This is a genomic window from Streptomyces sp. NPDC040405 (assembly GCF_055595765.1).
Map to the genome: position 1 here is coordinate 29,781 of NZ_JBVIVI010000003.1, position 16,568 is coordinate 46,348.

Annotated in this window: 9 protein-coding genes; 1 reads left to right on the plus strand and 8 read right to left on the minus strand. The window is 72.9% G+C overall.

Translation table 11 applies throughout. The features are described from left to right. The 8 genes from ACZ59A_RS14285 to ACZ59A_RS14320 all read right to left on the minus strand — a co-directional run bounded on the left by ACZ59A_RS14285 (nt 1) and on the right by ACZ59A_RS14320 (nt 14,699). On the minus strand, nt 1–6,390 hold the full coding sequence (locus tag ACZ59A_RS14285) for an amino acid adenylation domain-containing protein (RefSeq protein ID WP_470957985.1): 6,390 nt from the start codon (nt 6,388–6,390) through the stop codon (nt 1–3). A 141-nt stretch (nt 6,391–6,531) separates the two neighbouring features. Next, entirely contained in the window at nt 6,532–7,836 is a 1,305-nt protein-coding gene (locus ACZ59A_RS14290) for a serine hydrolase domain-containing protein (protein ID WP_470957988.1), read from the minus strand. Between the two features lie 114 nt (nt 7,837–7,950). Further along, nucleotides 7,951–9,237, minus strand: a complete 1,287-nt coding sequence (locus ACZ59A_RS14295; RefSeq protein WP_470957991.1) for an MFS transporter — start codon at nt 9,235–9,237, stop codon at nt 7,951–7,953. After that, complete coding sequence (locus ACZ59A_RS14300; protein ID WP_470957994.1) at nt 9,234–10,259, minus strand: TauD/TfdA family dioxygenase; 1,026 nt, start codon at nt 10,257–10,259, stop codon at nt 9,234–9,236. The genes ACZ59A_RS14295 and ACZ59A_RS14300 overlap by 4 nt, the downstream gene beginning before the upstream one ends. After that, on the minus strand, nt 10,256–11,410 hold the full coding sequence (locus ACZ59A_RS14305; RefSeq protein ID WP_470957996.1) for a pyridoxal phosphate-dependent aminotransferase: 1,155 nt from the start codon (nt 11,408–11,410) through the stop codon (nt 10,256–10,258). Before ACZ59A_RS14305 ends, ACZ59A_RS14300 begins: the two co-directional genes overlap by 4 nt. A gap of 56 nt (nt 11,411–11,466) precedes the next feature. Continuing rightward, nucleotides 11,467–12,093 (minus strand): 3-isopropylmalate dehydratase small subunit, encoded by a 627-nt coding sequence (gene leuD, locus ACZ59A_RS14310; protein WP_470957998.1) that lies wholly within the window; start codon nt 12,091–12,093, stop codon nt 11,467–11,469. 9 nt (nt 12,094–12,102) lie between these two features. Further along, complete coding sequence (gene leuC / locus ACZ59A_RS14315; RefSeq protein ID WP_470958001.1) at nt 12,103–13,515, minus strand: 3-isopropylmalate dehydratase large subunit; 1,413 nt, start codon at nt 13,513–13,515, stop codon at nt 12,103–12,105. Next, complete coding sequence (locus tag ACZ59A_RS14320; protein WP_470958004.1) at nt 13,512–14,699, minus strand: LeuA family protein; 1,188 nt, start codon at nt 14,697–14,699, stop codon at nt 13,512–13,514. Before ACZ59A_RS14320 ends, leuC begins: the two co-directional genes overlap by 4 nt. A 717-nt stretch (nt 14,700–15,416) precedes the next feature. Here ACZ59A_RS14320 and ACZ59A_RS14325 point away from each other — a divergent pair. Continuing rightward, on the plus strand, nt 15,417–16,133 hold the full coding sequence (locus tag ACZ59A_RS14325) for an ATP-binding cassette domain-containing protein (RefSeq protein WP_470958007.1): 717 nt from the start codon (nt 15,417–15,419) through the stop codon (nt 16,131–16,133). Nucleotides 16,134–16,568 lie beyond the last annotated feature (435 nt).

Below are 16,568 nucleotides of genomic sequence, written 5' to 3' on the forward strand. Positions count from 1 at the left end.
TCATTCCCCTCGTGCGCTGGTGCGCGTGGTGGCGCCCGGCTCCGGGCGGCGCAGCTGTGTGCGGGCGTGGGCGCGGACCACACCGGCCAGTTCGGAGACGTTCCGCGCGGTGAAGACCGCGCGCACCGTGACGGTGACGCCGATGTCCTCGCGGATGCGGGAGACGGTCTGCAGGGTGAGGACGGAACTGGCGCCCAGGGCCGCCAGGTCGTCCAGGACGCCGATCCGCTCGACGCCCAGGACCTGCTCCCAGATGCGGGCCAGGGCCCGTTCCACCGCGTTGCGGGGCGCGGTGTACTCGCGCCGTCCGTCCGGCCGGGCCGGGGGTTTCGGCAGGGCGTTGCGGTCGATCTTGCCGCTGGTGGTCTCCGGGAAGGCGGCCAGCACCAGGATGTGCGACGGAACCATGTACTCGGGCAGGTCGGCGCGGAGCCGTTCGCCCAGCCGCTCCGGGTCAAGCTCGCCACCGTCGTCCGGCACCACGTACCCGGTCAGCACGGCGGACCCGGAACCGCTCCCGTCCGCGACCACCGCGGCCTTGGCCACGCCGGGCAGCCGCAGGAGGGCGTTCTCCACCTCGCCCAGTTCGATGCGGTAGCCGCGGACCTTGACCTGGTTGTCCAGCCGCCCCAGGAAGTCCAGTTCGCCGTCGGGCAGCCACCGTACGAGGTCGCCCGTACGGTACAGCCGCTCCCGCGGGGCGAAGGGGTCGGGGACGAAGCGCTCGGTGGTCAGCTCCGGGCGGCCCAGATAGCCGCGGGCCACTCCGCGGCCGCCGACGTACAGCTCACCGGGCACGCCGACCGGCACCGGGTGGCGATGCTCGTCCAGCACGTACGTACGGGTCCCGGCGATGGCCGAGCCGATCGACGGCAGCCGGTCGTCGGAGGCGTCACCGCGCATCCGCAGCACGGCCGCCGTGGTCAGCACGGTGGTCTCGGTCGGACCGTAGTGGTTGATCAGGGTGAAGGGCGCGTCCGCGGGCAGCCTGCGGCGGACCACGTCGGCGCCGGTGAGCATGTAGCGCAGCCGTCCCTTGTAGACGCCGGGCTGGTCCAGTACGGAGTCCAGCCGCGGCGCCGGGACCACGGCGAGCGTGATGCCGTGGTCCGTGAGCCACTCGGTGAGCAGATACGGATCGTCCAGCTGCGCGTCGGGCACGAACCACAGGCTCGCCCCGGCGCCGAGGTTGCCCCACTGCTCCAGCACGGTCGGGTCGAAGCCCGGCGCCACCAGCTGCGAGGCGCGGTCCTCCGGACCCACCTGGTAGTAACCGCGGTACCACTCCACGAGGTTGAGCACATTGCCGTGCTCGATCTGCACGCCCTTGGGCTGACCCGTGGAACCCGAGGTGTAGAACACGTACGCGAGGTCGTGGCGGCCGATGCCGACGCCGGGCGGGCCGTCCACGGCCTGCCCCTCGGCGTCCTCCACGTACAGCACCCGGCCGCTCTCGGGAGCCGGGCCCTGCGCCAGGTGCCGCTGGGTGACCACGACGGGCACCCCGGCGTCCCGCAGCATGTACGCGGTCCGGTCCGCGGGCAGCGCCGGGTCCACTGGCAGACAGGCGCCGCCCGCCTTCAGGACGGCGAGCTGCCCGACGGTCATCTCGATGCCGCGGCCCGCCCGTACGGCCACGACGGTGCCAGGACGCACCCCGCACGCCACGAGTCGGTGGGCCAGCGCGTCGGCCCAGGTGTGCAGCTCACCGTAGGTCAGCTGCCGACCGCCGGATATCAGGGCGGGCGCCCGCGGTGTCCGGCGCGCCCGCTCGGCGAGGAGCGCGTGCACACTGCGGTGACCGGCGTCGACCGGGGGCGTGGCGGGGCGGCTCCACTCCTCGGTGACCAGCCGCCGCTCCTCCTCCGCCATCAGCGGCAGCCCGTCCAGCGTGCGCTCCGCGCCGGAGGCCATCGCGGCCAGCAGCACCAGCAGGTGCGCGGACATCCGCTCGACGGTGGCGCGGTCGAACAGGTCGGTGTTGTACTCCACCCGGCAGGACAAGTCGCCCTCCCGGTCCTCGAATTCGAGGCCCAGGTCGAACATGGCGGTGGCCTTGGGCACCGGGATCTCCTCGGCCCGCAGCCGGGCGGAGGTGACGGTCTGCACCCGCTTGAGGGTCACCGCCACCTGGAACAGCGGTGTGCGGCTGGGGTCCCGCTCCGGCTGCAGCTCCTCGACGAGGCGGTCGAAGGGCAGCTCCTGGTGGGTGAGCGCCTCCAGCACGGTGCGCCGGGTCCCGGCCAGGAACTCCCCGACCGTCATCTCGGGGCGGATCTCGCCGCGCAGGACGAGGGTGTTGACGAAGTAGCCGAGCACGTTCTCCAGCTCGACGCGGTCGCGCCCGGAGACGATCGTGCCCACGGCCACGTCCCGCTGACGGCCGTAGCGGGACAGCAGCAGCTGCACCGCCGCCACCAGCGTGCCGAACAGTGTGGTCTGCTGCTCCCGGCACAACCGGGCGACCTCCCCGGCCAGTTCGGCGGGGACGGAGAAGACGTGCTGGTCGCCCGCCGAGGTGCGGACGGGCGGACGCGGCCGGTCGGTCGGCAGTTCCAGCGGGCTCACCCCGGCAAGCTGGCGCCGCCAGTACTCCAGATCCTCCCGCGGCCCGGCGCCACTGCGCCGCTCCTCCTCGGCTCGCTGCCACACGGCGTAGTCCGCGTACCGCACCGGCAGCGGCTCCAGGCCCGCCGCGGTGTCCGTCGCGGCCTCCTCGTACAGGGCGCAGAACTCCCGCGCCAGCACGTCCTTGGACCAGCCGTCGGTGATGATGTGGTGCATGTCCAGCAGCAGGACGTGTTCGGACTCGGCCAGCCGCACCAGCGTCACCCGCAGCAGCGGACCCCGGCGCAGGTCGAAGGAGTCGGCCGCGTGGGCGCGCAGGCGCCGGTCCAGCTCCGCGCCGCGCTCGGCCGCCGGGTGGCCGGACAGGTCCAGACGGCTCACCGGCACCGGCCCGGGTTCGTGCACCCGCTGGACGCCCTGGCCGTCCCTGACGTCGAAGGTGGTGCGCAGCGCCTCGTGGCGGGCCACCAGCGCCCGCACCGCGCGCTCGGCGGTCCCGGCGTCCAGCGCGCCGGTCAGCCGCAGTGCCAGGGGCGAGTTGTACTCGGTGCCGCCGGGCTCGTACTCGTGCAGGAACCACAGCCGCCGCTGCCCGTACGACAGGGGCAGCGGCCCCCCGAGGTCGGTCCGGCGCAGCGCGGACCCGGCCGGGGGACCGCCCAGGCGCTGGGCGAGCGCGGCCACGGTCGGGGCCTCGAACAGGGTCCGGACGGACACCTCGCTGTCCAGTACGGCCCGGACCCGGCTGACCAGGCGGGTGGCGAGCAGGGAGTGCCCGCCCAGGTCGAAGAAGCTGTCGTCGATCCCGATCCGGTCGACGCCCAGCACCTCGCAGAACAGGTCGTGCAGCTGTTCCTCGCGGGCGACGCGAGGCGCGCGCCGGTTGGTGGCCGGTTCCAGCACGGGCACCGGCAGCGCGGCGCGGTCGGCCTTGCCGTTGGGCGTCAGCGGCAGCTCCGGCAGGGGGACGACCACGGCCGGGACCATGTAGTCGGGCAGCGTGGCCGCCACGTGCTCCCGCAGCCGGGAGGGGTCCGGATCGCGGTCGGCCGCCGGGACGGTGTACGCCAGCAGCCGCACATCGCCCGGACGGACTTCCCTGGCCACCACGACGGCCTTGGCCACGTCGGCGTGGCGCTCCAACACAGTCTCGATCTCGCCGAGTTCGATGCGGAAGCCGCGGACCTTGACCTGGTGGTCGCTGCGGCCGAGGAACTCCAGATTGCCGTCCGCGGCCCAGCGCGCCACATCGCCCGTGCGGTACAGCCGTGCCCCCGGCTCGCCCGACCAGGGGTCGGCCACGAAGCGCTCGGCGGTGAGGCCGGGGCGGCCCTGGTATCCGTGGGCGAGCCCGGCCCCGCCGATGTACAGGTCCCCGGCCACGCCGGTGGGCACCGGGCGCAGCGCGGCGTCCAGTACGTAGATACGGGTGTTGGCGATGGGCTTGCCGATGGCTGGAGCGCCGGGTCGGCGCTCCAGCCGCGCGGCGGTGGACCAGATCGTGGTCTCCGTCGGGCCGTAGAGGTTGACGGCCTCGGCGCCCAGCTTCCGCATGGTGGCGGCAAGCGCGCTGGGCAGCGCCTCGCCACCGACGGCCATCCGCAGTCCCTGTACCGCCTGTGGCTGCTGTTCGCACAGCGCGTGCCACAGGCTGGGGGTGGCCTGCACGACGGTGGTGCCGGTGGCGGTGATCAGGTCCGCGAGTGCCTGGGGGTCGCGGACGGTGTCCTGGTCGGCGAGGACCAGGGTGGCCCCGCTGGTGAGCGGGAGGTACAGCTCCAGGGCGGCGATGTCGAAGGCGATGGTGGTGACCGCCGTCCACACGTCGTCCGGGGTGAGCGGCAGCAGCCCGGCCATCGAGGAAAGGAAGTTGGCCAGCGCCCGCCGGCCGACGACCACGCCCTTGGGACGGCCGGTCGAGCCGGAGGTGTAGATGACGTATGCGGCCTGGTCGGCGCCCCGCAGGGTGCGGCGCGCCGCCTCGGCCGGCGCGGTGCCGGGCAGCGCGGCAAGCTCCCGCGCGGTGTCCGCGTCGTCCAGTACGAGGGTGTCGGCGCCGCCCGCGGACAGCCGCTCGGCGGTGCGGGCGTCGGTGACGACGGTGACGGGTCCGGTGTCGGACAGCGCGTAGGTGATGCGCTCGGCCGGGTACTCCGGGTCAATGGGCAGATAGGCCGCGCCGGTCTTGGCGACCGCGAGCAGCGAGGCCACCAGATCGGTGCCGCGGGGGAGGACGAGGCCGACGAAGGCGCCGGGAGCGGCGCCCCGCGCCGCCAGGGCCCGGGCGATGCGGTTGGCGCGGGCGTCCAGCTCCGCATAGGTGGTCGTACGGCCCGCGTACACCACCGCGGGCGCCTCGGGGCAGGCGCGCACCCGGGCCTCGAAGAGGTCGGCGACCGTGCCGTCAGGTATGGGCCGGGCAGTGGCGTTCCACCGCGTCAGCAGGCGGTCGCGCTCGGCGTCGTCCAGGATGTCGAAGGTGTCGACCGCCCGCTCGGGAGCGTCGGTGGCGTCGGCCAGCAGCCGCGGAACGGCCTCGGCGAGGCGGCGCGCGGTCGGCTCGTCGAACAGCTCGACGCTGTAGTCGACCAGGAGGTCCATGCCGCCCTCGTGCTCCGGCACCGCCCGCACGTGCAGGTCGTACGGCGAGCGGGTGACGGGCACGTCCCAGGTGTGCGCCGCCAGGCCGCCGAAGGTGTCCGGGGCGGGCACCGGCCCGGCCACGTCGAGGACGACCTGGCACAGCGGGTGCCGGTTCAGCGCCCGGTCCGGCCGCACCGCCTCCAGCAGCCAGGGGAAGGGCAGTTCGCCGTGTGCGCGGGCGGCGGCGGCCGTGGCCGCGCAGGCGCGCACCAGCTCCGTGAAGCTCGCGCCGTCCGGCACGGCGGTGCGCAGCACCACGGTGTTCTCCAGCGGGCCCACCACGGCCGACTCGGCGTGTGCGCGGGTGCTGACCGTCGTGCCCAGCGTGAGGTCCCGGGTCGCGGCGAAGCGGCCGAGGACGACGGCGAGCGCGGCGTGCAGCACGGCGAACACGTCGGTGCCGGTGCGCGTCGCCAGGTCCGCGACGGCGCGGTGGCGCCGGGCGTCCAGCCGCAGCCGGAGCCGGGCGCTGAGATACGTGGCGACGGCCGGGCGCGTGCGGTCCGCCGGGAGCTGGAGCTGTTCGGGCGCACCGGCCAGCGTGTCGCGCCAGAACTCCAGTTCGGCCGCGGCCGCCGTGGAGGAGCGCTCGGCGGTGCCGAGGACAGCGGCCTGCCGGGCCGCCGACCGCGCGTACTGCGCGGGCCGGTCCTCGTCCGCCGGGCGCTCGCCGCGGACGCGTGCCGCGTAGGCGTCGGCCAGGTCGCCCAGCAGCGGCCGCCAGGACGCCTCGTCCCCCGCGACCCGGTGCAGCACCAGCAGGAGGACGTGTTCGTCGGGGGCGAGCGTGAACACCTCGGCCCGCAGCGGGATGTCCCGCGTCAGGTCGAAGCGGCGGCCCGCGGCCTCCGCCAGCGCCCGGTCGAGCGTGTCCGCGTCGGCCGGGCGGACGGTCAGGCCCGCGAACGGCTCGTATGCGGGGCGCGGTTCGGGGCGGCAGCGGCCCTCGTGTTCGGCGAGGACGGTGCGCAGCAGGTCGTGCCGGGCCAGCAGATCACCCAGCGCGTCCCTGAGCGCGGCCGGGTCGAGGGTCCCGGTCAGCCGCATGGCCCGGGCGAGCGCCTCCCCGGCCCCGTGTTCCTGGAGACGGTTCAGGAACCACAGCCGACGCTGGGCCGGTGACAGCCCGTCGCCTTCCGTGGCCGCTGCCGGAGTTTTCGGTGAATCCGGTGAATCCACTGACCGCGACGGGGAAGAAGCCCGCCGGATGCCGTTGGTTCCTGTCACTTCCATACTCCAGCGAAAAGTCGTCCGAGAAGGCGGGCAGCCTCCGGTGGGGGAATTCAGTGGTCCGTTGCCGGGAATTCCGGCTCGTTCCTGTTACGACATCTCTTTGCGCAGCACGCGTCCGGCGAACTGCATCAGGGAGCCGTTCCCGGTCTCCGGGCGGCTCAGGAACCGGCCCGCGTAAGGGGCTTCGGGGACATCGGTGCGGTGGGCGGAAAAGACACCGCGGGCGTCGACGTCGAGGCGGTAGCGCGCCCCGGTGTCGTCCTCGAGGTGGAGCGGTGCGCCGACGCCGCCGGTGACGCGGTACGCCAGGGTGCCGTTGACCCAGGTGCCCACCCGGTCGGCGGCGGCCGGGGCCGGGTGCGGGGCGGGCCGCTCGTCGGGGGCGGCCGCGTCGAGTTCCATGCCCCGGTCGCGCAGCCAGCCGGTGAGACCGCGCCACAGCGCCAGCCCGGCCGTGGAGTCGGTGACCAGGGCCAGGACGGTGCCGTCGTGCGGACGCACCCGCAGGTTGCAGGTGGTGCCCGCGCCCATCGCGTCCAGACCCAGCCAGGGCCGGTCCCCGCGGCCGTACGTGGCCCAGCCCAGGCCCCAGCCGTCGGCGAGCCCGTACGGCTCGGCGCCCGGCACCGGGCGCCGCATCCGCGCCGCACAGTCGTCGTCGAGCAGCGCGCCGTGCTTACTGTCCCGCGCCTCGGTGTGCAGCCGGGCGAAGGCCACCAGGTCCTCGGCGGTACCGGCCAGCGCCGCCGCCGGGGCCAGCGCCGCGGGCACCCGCAGCTCCACGGGCACGGCCCCCGCGGCGGTGACGGTGTGGCCGGAGGCGACCGCCGGGCCGGGCACCGACGGCCCCGGCCCCGGGGCATAGGCGGGGGTGATGCCGAGCGGATGCAGCAGGAAGGAGTCCATGGCCTCGCGCCAGGACGTGCCGGTCACGGACTCGATCAGCCGGCCGGCGAGCGCGAAGCCGGTGTTGGAATAGGAGAAGGCGCTGCCCGGCGGGAACAGCAGGTCCGGCTTGCCCGCGGCCGCCACGTAACCGCGCAGGCCCTGGCCGTCGTCGTTCAGATCGCACACCAGGCCGCTGGTGTGGCTCAGCAGGTGCCGCAGGGTCACCGCCGCCCCCGGGCCGCCCGGCAGGGCGGCGAACTCCTCGCCGTAACTCCCCAGCGGAGCGTCCAGATCGAGATCCCCGTCGCCGACGAGCTGCAGGGCCACCGTCGCGGTGAAGAGCTTGGTGACGGAGGCGAAGGGAAAGCGGAGCGCCGCCGTATCCGGTCCGCCGACGTGCGCCACATGAATTTCCGTGCCGTCGGACAGGGCGAACTGTGCGCGGGAGACGCCGAATTCAAGCGCCGCGCGGTGGAAATGGGCGACAAACTCTGGTGACTCCACGGAATCCCCCTCCGCTTTTCTTTCCGTGACGAGCGGCAGACAGCCTGAAACTAGCATCAGTGATTTCCGGTGGGCAGCGTCCTTAAGCCGACCACGAAAAGCGCTGGTTGACGCTCATTTCTCGTAGGCCCCGGCCGTCGCGTCGTCGGAGTGGGCGCGGATGGCGCGGCTGCCGGTGGCCAGGAGGGCCAGCAGCGCCAGGGCCGCCGTGGCCGCCAGCACCGTGACCGTCGTCCCGGAGAACTCCAGCAGCGCCCCGCCCGCCACCGGCCCCAGGGCGGAGGCCGCTCCCAGGCTGACGCCGATCGCACCGGCCAGCCTGCCGCGCATCTCGTCCGGCGTGATCAGCATCTGGTGCGTGGTGATGATCGCGGTCGCGGTCGGCGCGAGGAACACCACGCAGCCGAGCACCGCCCCATGGGCGTACCCGGCGGGCAGCACCGCGAGGAGCGGTACCAGCAGGGTCGCCCCCCACGTCAGCAGCGTCACCGCGGCGTACGGCGTCATGCGCAGCCGCAGCCGGGGCGCGACCAGGGCGCCCAGCACGCCCCCGGCGCCCGTCAGCGCCCCGATCGCCCCGACCTGGCCCGCGGCTCCGGCGTGCTGCGCCAGGCCGATGGACACCAGCAGCAACCCGCTGAAGACGGCGTTGAAGCCCATGGTGAGCACGACGGTGACCCGCAGCAGGTGGTTTCCGTACAGCCAGCGCAGCCCCTCCATCGTGCTGCGCCACAGCCCCTGGGCGTCGGCCGACTCGATCCGCTTCCGCTCCTCGGGGGCCCGCAGGGTCAGCAGCGTGCAGAACGCGGCCAGGGAGGTCACCGCCTGGGCGGCGAACGGCAGCACCCGCATCACGTTGTACAGCACCCCGCCGAGGCCGGGGCCCACGACCGTGGCGACGTGGTAGCGCGCGGTGTTGCGCGCCACCGCGGACGCCAGCTGGGACCGGGGCACGACCTGGGGCAGCAACGCCTGGTCGGCGGCGCTGAAGAGCGCGGTGGCCACGCCCTCCACCACAGCCACCGCCAGGATCAGGGCGAGCGGCGCCCACCCGGCGGCGATGGCCACCGCCAGCGCCCCCAGCGCCACGGCCCGGGCGATCTCGGACGCCAGCAGCACACGCTTGCGCGACATCCGGTCCGTCAGCGCACCCGCGGGCAGCCCCGCCGCCATGCGGGAGGCTGCGACGGCGAACTCCACCAGCGACGCCTGGAACACCGACCCCGTCATGGCCAGCACCAGCAGCGGATAGGCGAACAGCGTCGCCTGGGAGCCCAGCTGCGAGAGCACATTGCTGCTCCACAGCAGGTTGTACTCACGGTTGCGGGACAGCGGGCGGACCGGAGCCTGCCCGGTCCGCCCGCTGTCCCGTGCCGTACCGGCCTCGGCCCGCTCACTCACCGCGCATTACCCGCCGGGCCGCCGCCGGGCAGCGCGGTCCGCTCCACCGGGCGCAGCCGCTCCCAGGACAGCGCGTCGGCCATGCTCACGAACAGCTCGCGGGGCGGTACGAACGGGGCCCTGCCGTGCGCCACGCTCAGGTTGTCCACGATCAGCACGTCGCCGGTACGGGCGTGCACGTCCAGCTCGTGCCCGCGGTAGGCGGCGTGCAGCGCCTCCATGACGTCCTGGCCGATCTCCGAGCCGTCGGCGTGGAAGGTGTTGGTCGGGATGCCCCAGGGTCCGTACTCCTCCAGCAGCAGTTCGGCGAGGTCCTTCTTCAGCGCGCTGGAGTTGAAGAACGTCATGTGGTTGAACCAGGACTTCACCCCGGTCTCCGGATGCGTGGCCACCGCCCAGCGCACCTGCCGGGTCTGGACGTGGTCCTCGGCCAGCCACTCGACCTCGATGCCGTTGTCCGCGCAGTAGCGGCGCACCTGGTCCCGGTCCTCGGTGGCGAACGCCTCCTGCCAGGACAGGCCGAGACCGGGCAGGAAGTTGCGCACCAGGAGGTAGCCCTCCTTGTCGAACCGCTCCACGATCTCGTGCGGCAGGGCGTCGTGGATGGCCCGGCAGTCGGCGAGGCGGCTCGCCCCGCCCTCGGGGGCGCCCTGCTTGCAGAAGAAGAACAGATAGCGCGGCACGTTGAGGTTGTAGGACTGCTCGGTGTGAAGGAAGATCTCCTCGGTCGGCGGGTGGTCCGTCGCCGTGAACACCCCGGGGTGCAGCTCGGTCCGGGGCGAGGAGCGCTCGGTGTAGTCCAGCGGCGCGCTCACGACCTGCTTGACGAAGGCGTCCAGATCGTCCCAGCCGGTCCACTGGTAGCCGCTCAGCAGGGCGGCGCCGTGCTCGACGACCCGCTCGCGGACGAACGGGCCGTGCTGGGCGCCGAGTTCGGTCAGCGCGGGGCGGTCCGGGCTGGACACCTCGCAGACCAGGCCGCCGAACCGGGGCTCGGTGTCCAGATGGATCGCAGCGGTCATGGGAACGTACTCCTCTGTTTCGCGGATGGTGCCGGGCCGCCGTTCAGGCGCCGGTGGGCTTCGAGGAGAGTGGCCTCGGGACGGTTGAAGGCCACCCGTACATACCGGGCACCGCGTCGGCTCTCGGCGAAGAACGGGGTGGCCGGGGCCAGCAGCACCCCGGTCCGCTCGGCCAGCTCGCGGACGAACCGGGGGCTCGACGCCTGGGTCAGGCCACGGATCCCGGCCATCACATAGACGCCGCCCTGCGGTACGGCACAGTCGAAGCCCGCCGCGCCGAGCATCCGCACGGTGTGGTCGCGCAGTGGCCGCATCGACTCGGCCGGATCCCAGCCGTCCGCCAGAACCGGCCCCCCGTGGGCCACGGCATGCTGCAGGGGCGACGCCGCCCCGCCGGTGGTGGCGACGTGCACCTGGCGCAGCAGCCGGGTCCACGGCTCGGGGGCCCGGACGTACCCCAGGCGCCAGCCGCTGACGGCGTGGCTCTTGGAGAAGCTGCCCAGCACGATGCTCCGGTCGGCGAGACCGGGAACCTCGGCCGCCGAACGGTGCCGTGCGCCGTCGTAGACGAACGTGGCGTAGACCTCGTCGGAGACGGCGGCCACGTCCCACTTCGCGCACAACTCGGCGATCAGGCGCAGTTCCTCGTCGCTCAGCAGCCGCCCGGTGGGGTTGCTCGGGCTGTTGATGACGATCGCCCTGGTACGCGGGCCGAAGGCGGCGGTGAGCGCCGCCGGGTCCAGCGCCCAGTCGGGGCCGTCGGCCGGTACGTAGCGCGGTACGCCACCGGCCAGCGCGATGGCGCTGAGGAAGTTCTCGTAGAACGGCTCCAGCAGGATGACCTCGTCCCCGGGATCCACACAGGACAGGAGGGCCACCGCGAGCCCCTCGCTGGCGCCCGCGGTGACCGTCACCTCCGTACGCGGGTCGGGGCGGCCCGGCAGGGAGTCGGCGATCCACTCGCGCAGCCGCATGCTCCCGGCCGGGTCCTCGTACTGGTTGACGCCCTCCTGAAGGGCGTGCACGGCGCTCTTGACCAGCTCCGGCGGGGTGACGGGCCACCCGGGGGTGCCGACGGCGAGGTTCACCACCTCGCCGCCGGTGGCCTCCATGAGCAGCCCGGCCAGGCCACCCGCGGGCAGCTGGCGCACGCGCTCAGCACCCAGCGGGTGGCCGGTCGGGCCGGCGGCGGGAGGTGGCACCGCCGTCATCGTGCTCCCTCGGCGGCGAACTCGGCCGCCGAACCCCGGGGGATCGTCGGAAGCCACGACGGGCGCGCCCGCTCGTACGCGTCGATCAGCGGGCCGCGCCGCAGCGTCAGTTCGATGGTGTCCAGCCCCTGCAGCAGCAGTTCGCGGGCGCGCTGCTCGACCTCGAAGTCGAAGGTGCGGCCACCGGCGCGCAGTTTCAGCTCCTTGAGGTCGACGGTGACCGTGAACGACGGGTCGCGCTCGGCCTCCGCCATCAGCTCCTGGACCACCTCCAGGGGCTGGTCGACCGGCACCAGGCCGTTGTTCAGGGCGTTGCGGCGGAAGATGTCACCGAAGCCGGTGGCCACGACGACGACGAAACCGCCGTCCTTGAGCGCCCACACCGCATGCTCCCGCGAGCTGCCGATGCCGAAGTTGCGGCCCGCCAGCAGCACGGTCGCGCCCGAGTGCTCCGGTCGGTCGAGGAAGAAGCCGGGCTCCTTGCGCCAGCGGGCGAACAGGGCGTCCTCGTAGCCGCTCTTCACGACGCGCTTGCAGTACTCCGCCGGGACGATCTGGTCGGTGTCGATGTCGTCGCGGCGCAGTGCCACCGCCCGCCCGGTGTGTGTGATCAGGGGTTGCATGGACCTCTCTCATCCCAGGTCTGCGGGGGCCGACAGATGTCCGGCCACCGCGGTTGCCGCGGCGACCACCGGCGACACCAAGTGGGTGCGGGCGGTGGCGCCCTGTCGGCCTTCGTAGTTGCGGTTGGAGGTGGAAGCCGAGCGCTGCGGCCCGGTCAGCCGGTCGGTGTTCATGCCCAGACACATCGAGCAGCCGGGCAGCCGCCACTCGGCGCCCGAGTCGAGGAACACCTTGTGCAGGCCCTCCTCCTCGGCCTGCTCGCGCACCTGCATGGAGCCGGGGACGACGAGCAGCCGGGTGGAGTCGGCCACCTGGCGGCCGCGCAGCACGTCGGCGGCGGCGCGCAGGTCCTCGATGCGCCCGTTGGTGCACGAGCCGAGGAAGACCACGTCGATGGAGACCTCGCGCAGCGGGGTGCCCGGCGTGAGGTCCATGTACGCCAGGGCCTGTTCGGCCGCCGCCCGCTCCACCTGGTCGGTGAAGGTCTCGGGGGCCGGTACCCGCTCGCTCAGCGGCACCGTCTGGCTGGGGTTGGTGCCCCAGGTCACCAGCGGGCTCAGGCCCGACACATCGAGCTCGACGGTGTGGTCGAACGCGGCGCCGTCGTCGGTGCGCAGCGTCCGCCAGTGGGCGACGGCGGTGTCCCAGTCGGCGCCGCGCGGCGCGTGCGGGCGGCCTTCGAGGTAGGCGATGGTGGTCTCGTCGGGAGCCACCAGACCGGCCCGGGCACCCGCCTCGATGCTCATGTTGCACAGCGTCATGCGGGCTTCCATGGACAGGGCCCGGACCGCTGCGCCGCGGTATTCGATGATGTGGCCCTGGGCACCGTTGGCCCCGATCTTCGCGATCAGCGCGAGGATCAGGTCCTTGGCGCCCACGCCCGAGGGCAGCTCGCCGGTGAAGTCCACCGCCATGGTCCTGGGGCGGCCGATGGACAGGCACTGGGTGGCGAGTACGTGCTCGACATCGCTGGTGCCGATGCCGAAGGCGAGCGCCCCGAAGGCGCCGTGCGTGGAGGTGTGGCTGTCGCCGCAGACGATCGCCATGCCGGGCTGGACGAGCCCCAGCTGCGGGCCGACCACGTGCACGATGCCCTGCCGCCGGTGGCCGAGCTGGTACAGCTCCACGCCGTAGGTCTCGCAGTTGCGCCGCAGGGTGTCGATCTGGACGCGGCTGACCGGGTCCTCGATCACCGTGGAGTCCGTGGGGACGTTGTGGTCCTCCAGCGCGACGGTCAGCTCCGGGCGCCGTACCGTGCGCTCCGTGAGCCGGAGGCCGTCGAACGCCTGCGGGGACGTGGCCTCGTGGGTCAGGTGCAGGTCGACGTAGAGCAGGTCGGGCTCGTCCTCGGCACGGTGCACGACATGGCTGTCCCACAGCTTCTCGGCGAGGGTGACGGGGGTGGTGGGAGTGGTGCTCATCGGGCGCCCGCCCCGGTCGGCCGGGCGAAGCGCTCGGCGAGGCTCGCCCGTACGACGTGCAGCTCGTCGCACTCGCCGCCGGAGCGGCTGGCGATGTACTCGTGGTACAGCTCGTCCAGCAGCTCGGGAGTGGCGGGCACCTCGAGCTGCTCCAGCAGATGCGCCAGGATGCCGCGGCCGGAGTGGCGGCCGACGAGCAGGGACCGCTCGCGGCCCACGCGGGTGGGTTCGAGGAACTCGTACGTCTCCGGGCGGGCCAGCATGCCCGCCTGGTGGATCCCGGCCTGGGTGGCGAAGGAGTACGCGCCGAAGATGGCCTTGTTGCGCGGCGTCTCCATCGAGATGGCCCGCGTCAGCACCTGGTAGGCCGCGTGCAGCCGCTCGGTTTGGATCGCGGTCGTGAAGCCGTAGTGCTCGGCCTTGTACAGCAGGACGGCGGCGACCTCCTCCATCGCCGCGTTGCCCGCGCGCTCGCCGATCCCGCCGAGCGTCACCTGCATCTCGTCGGCACCGGCCGACAGGCCCGCGAGCGTGTTGGCCACGGCCAGGCCGAAGTCGTCGTGGCAGTGGATGGACAGCACCGTGCTCGCGGGAATCCACTGGCGCACGGCGTGGGTGAGGTCGCCGAACTCGGCGGGCACCAGACAGCCGGAGGTCTCGCCCAGCGCGATCGTGGTGGCGCCCGACTCCGCGACGATCTCGCAGTAGCCGCGCAGCAGGTCGTGCTCGCCCCGGCTGGCGTCCTCGATGCCGACGGAGATGTCGGTGACACCGAGCTGCCTGGCCACCTTGATGGCGGCGCGCACCTCGGCGTACGCCTGCTCACGGGTGATGCCGCGCTTGTGCTCCAGGTGCAGGTCGCTGCCGGTGACCAGCAGCTGGATCTGGTGCCGCTCGGTGCCGCCCGCCTCGACGGCGATCTCCACGTCCTTGGGCACCGACCGGCAGAACGAGGCGAGCCGGACGTCCTTCAGCCGCTCGGACATCATCCGGGTGGCCTTGAAGTCCGTTTGCGAGGCCGCCGGAAACCCGGTTTCGATGACATCGACGCCCAGGCTCTCGATCGCCAGCGCCACTTCGAGTTTCTGCTCCGCCGTCATGGCATTTCCGGGCGCCTGCTCGCCGTCGCGGAGCGTGGTGTCGAATACGGATATTCTTCGGGGCTCTGTCGATTGGGTACTCATCGCTAGGTCTTCCCCCAATACCGCCAGCAGCGGCTCTTCGTTGTCGCCGAGGCGACAAACGGTGACTTGGTGACAGGCCGCGGCCGCCGAACGGAATCCGGCAGGCCGAGGTGTCCGGGGCGCCCCGGGAAACTCCCCATCACCCTGAGCGCTCTCCTTGAATGGGCTTACCCTGCCGGGCCGCGACCGGGGGTCGCTACGTCTTTTCGCAGTCGTCAAATATCCCTGGTCGAAGCCCGGTGCGTGGGCGGGAGCGGGTGGGGCGGGGTGCAGAGAACTGCACCCGCGGACTGCAGGGAGCTTGACTGACGGGGCAACTTCCCGGCGGTTAGTCTCGCTGTGCAGCGGGGCCCGGCCATCGGGCCGTGCGGCCCTTCAATCCTCACGGCGAACAGGAAACGCGATGTCTCAATGGCAGCCCCAAAAGGAACGTCGGTTGTGGCCATGGGTGTTGCTGGCCATCGTCGCCGTGGGCGTCGTCATCAACGTGACGCTCAGCCTGACGTAGCTCCCGCATGACCAGCCGGAGCCGGCCGCCTCCCCAGGCCGGCTTCCGGACGCCAGCTCCAGGCGGCCCGTCGCGCGCGAGGCAGTAGGTGATCCCCCAGCCACTGCGCTCAACCGCGGACGGCCGCCTGCGTGTTGTCCCCGGGTGCTCACATCTGCGGCTACGCTCCCTAAGGGACGGCACTTGGCTGTTCTGGGGAAGTGTGAGACATGTTTGACGTGGAATCAGCCGAGGGCATGCGTCCCGAGCCCATGGTGCTCTCTCTGGATGACGTGGCGAAGAGCTACGGCGAGGGAACCGACCGTGTGCACGCGCTGCGGGGCGTGAGCCTCGGCGTGCGGCCCGGCCGCTTTCTCGCGGTCATGGGAGGGCCCGGCTCCGGGAAGACCACTTTGCTGCGCTGTCTGGCCGGAGAGACCGCGCCGACCTCGGGAACGGTGCGGTGGAGCGGCGGCGAGCGAGGCGGCGCGATCCTGGCCGACCTCGCCGACGAGCCCCGGTCCACCGACCGGGTGACCGGGTACGTGGAGGGGAGCGGAGGGCAGCTGCTCGGCGCCGGGAGGCTGCGGAAGCTCTACAAGACGGCCGGTCTGTGGCCGCACCGGCGCGACGCGGTCGGGGATCTGCCCGCCGCGCGGACGCGCCATCTCGCCCTCGCGCGGGCGCTCGCCCAGGGCCCGGATCTGCTCCTGGTGGACGAGCCCCCGGCGCACCGCGCGGCCGATGAGTCCCGGGAGCGGGCAGAGCTGCTGCGCCGCGTGTCGCGCGCCATGGGGACCGCTGTCGTGATGGTGACGGTCGACTCCATCGCCGCGGCCCAGGCCGACGCGGTGATCCTGCTGCGCGGTGGCCTCATCGTCGACGCCCTCGCCGGAGCCACCCCCCAGCGGATCGGCGCATGCCTCGCGACGGCCGGAGCGGCATGACCTCGCCGTGGGCAGCGGTCCCGGGCGGATATGCCGGGTGCAGCTAGCTGCACCCGCCTGCGGGCAGGGACTCCACTATTCCGGGGCGCGAACTCGCCGTAAGGTAGGGGTCGTTGGGTGAGCCCTGAAAGTAGAGGAGCGCCACTTGCCTCGAAGGGGCCACTCGTCTTCAAGCCGGCTCGTGGCAACGCCTTCACCCCGATGTGACTGACGGGACGCGGTGGGCCGATGGAAACCGGGCGGCTGGCAGGTTTCGATGGGGGAAAAATGCGGCGTATCCGTTTTGCGTCCGGTGGCTTGCCGGTGACGCGCATACTGACCGAGTCGGATCAGTTCCGTGAGGCTCTGTTCGCTCTGGAGATGCTGGGTCGCGATGCCGGCGGGTGGACATTCAGACGCTGGCGCAAGAGAGTGGGCGGCCATCGCGCGGTGAGA

Excerpts from the sequence above, each read along its gene's own strand:
- ACZ59A_RS14300 (WP_470957994.1), bottom strand. The coding sequence starts at position 10,259 with ATGACCGCTGCGATCCATCTGGACACCGAGCCCCGGTTCGGCGGCCTG.
- leuD (WP_470957998.1), bottom strand. The coding sequence starts at position 12,093 with ATGCAACCCCTGATCACACACACCGGGCGGGCGGTGGCACTGCGCCGC.
- leuC (WP_470958001.1), bottom strand. The coding sequence starts at position 13,515 with ATGAGCACCACTCCCACCACCCCCGTCACCCTCGCCGAGAAGCTGTGG.
- ACZ59A_RS14320 (WP_470958004.1), bottom strand. The coding sequence starts at position 14,699 with ATGAGTACCCAATCGACAGAGCCCCGAAGAATATCCGTATTCGACACC.
- ACZ59A_RS14325 (WP_470958007.1), top strand. The coding sequence starts at position 15,417 with ATGTTTGACGTGGAATCAGCCGAGGGCATGCGTCCCGAGCCCATGGTG.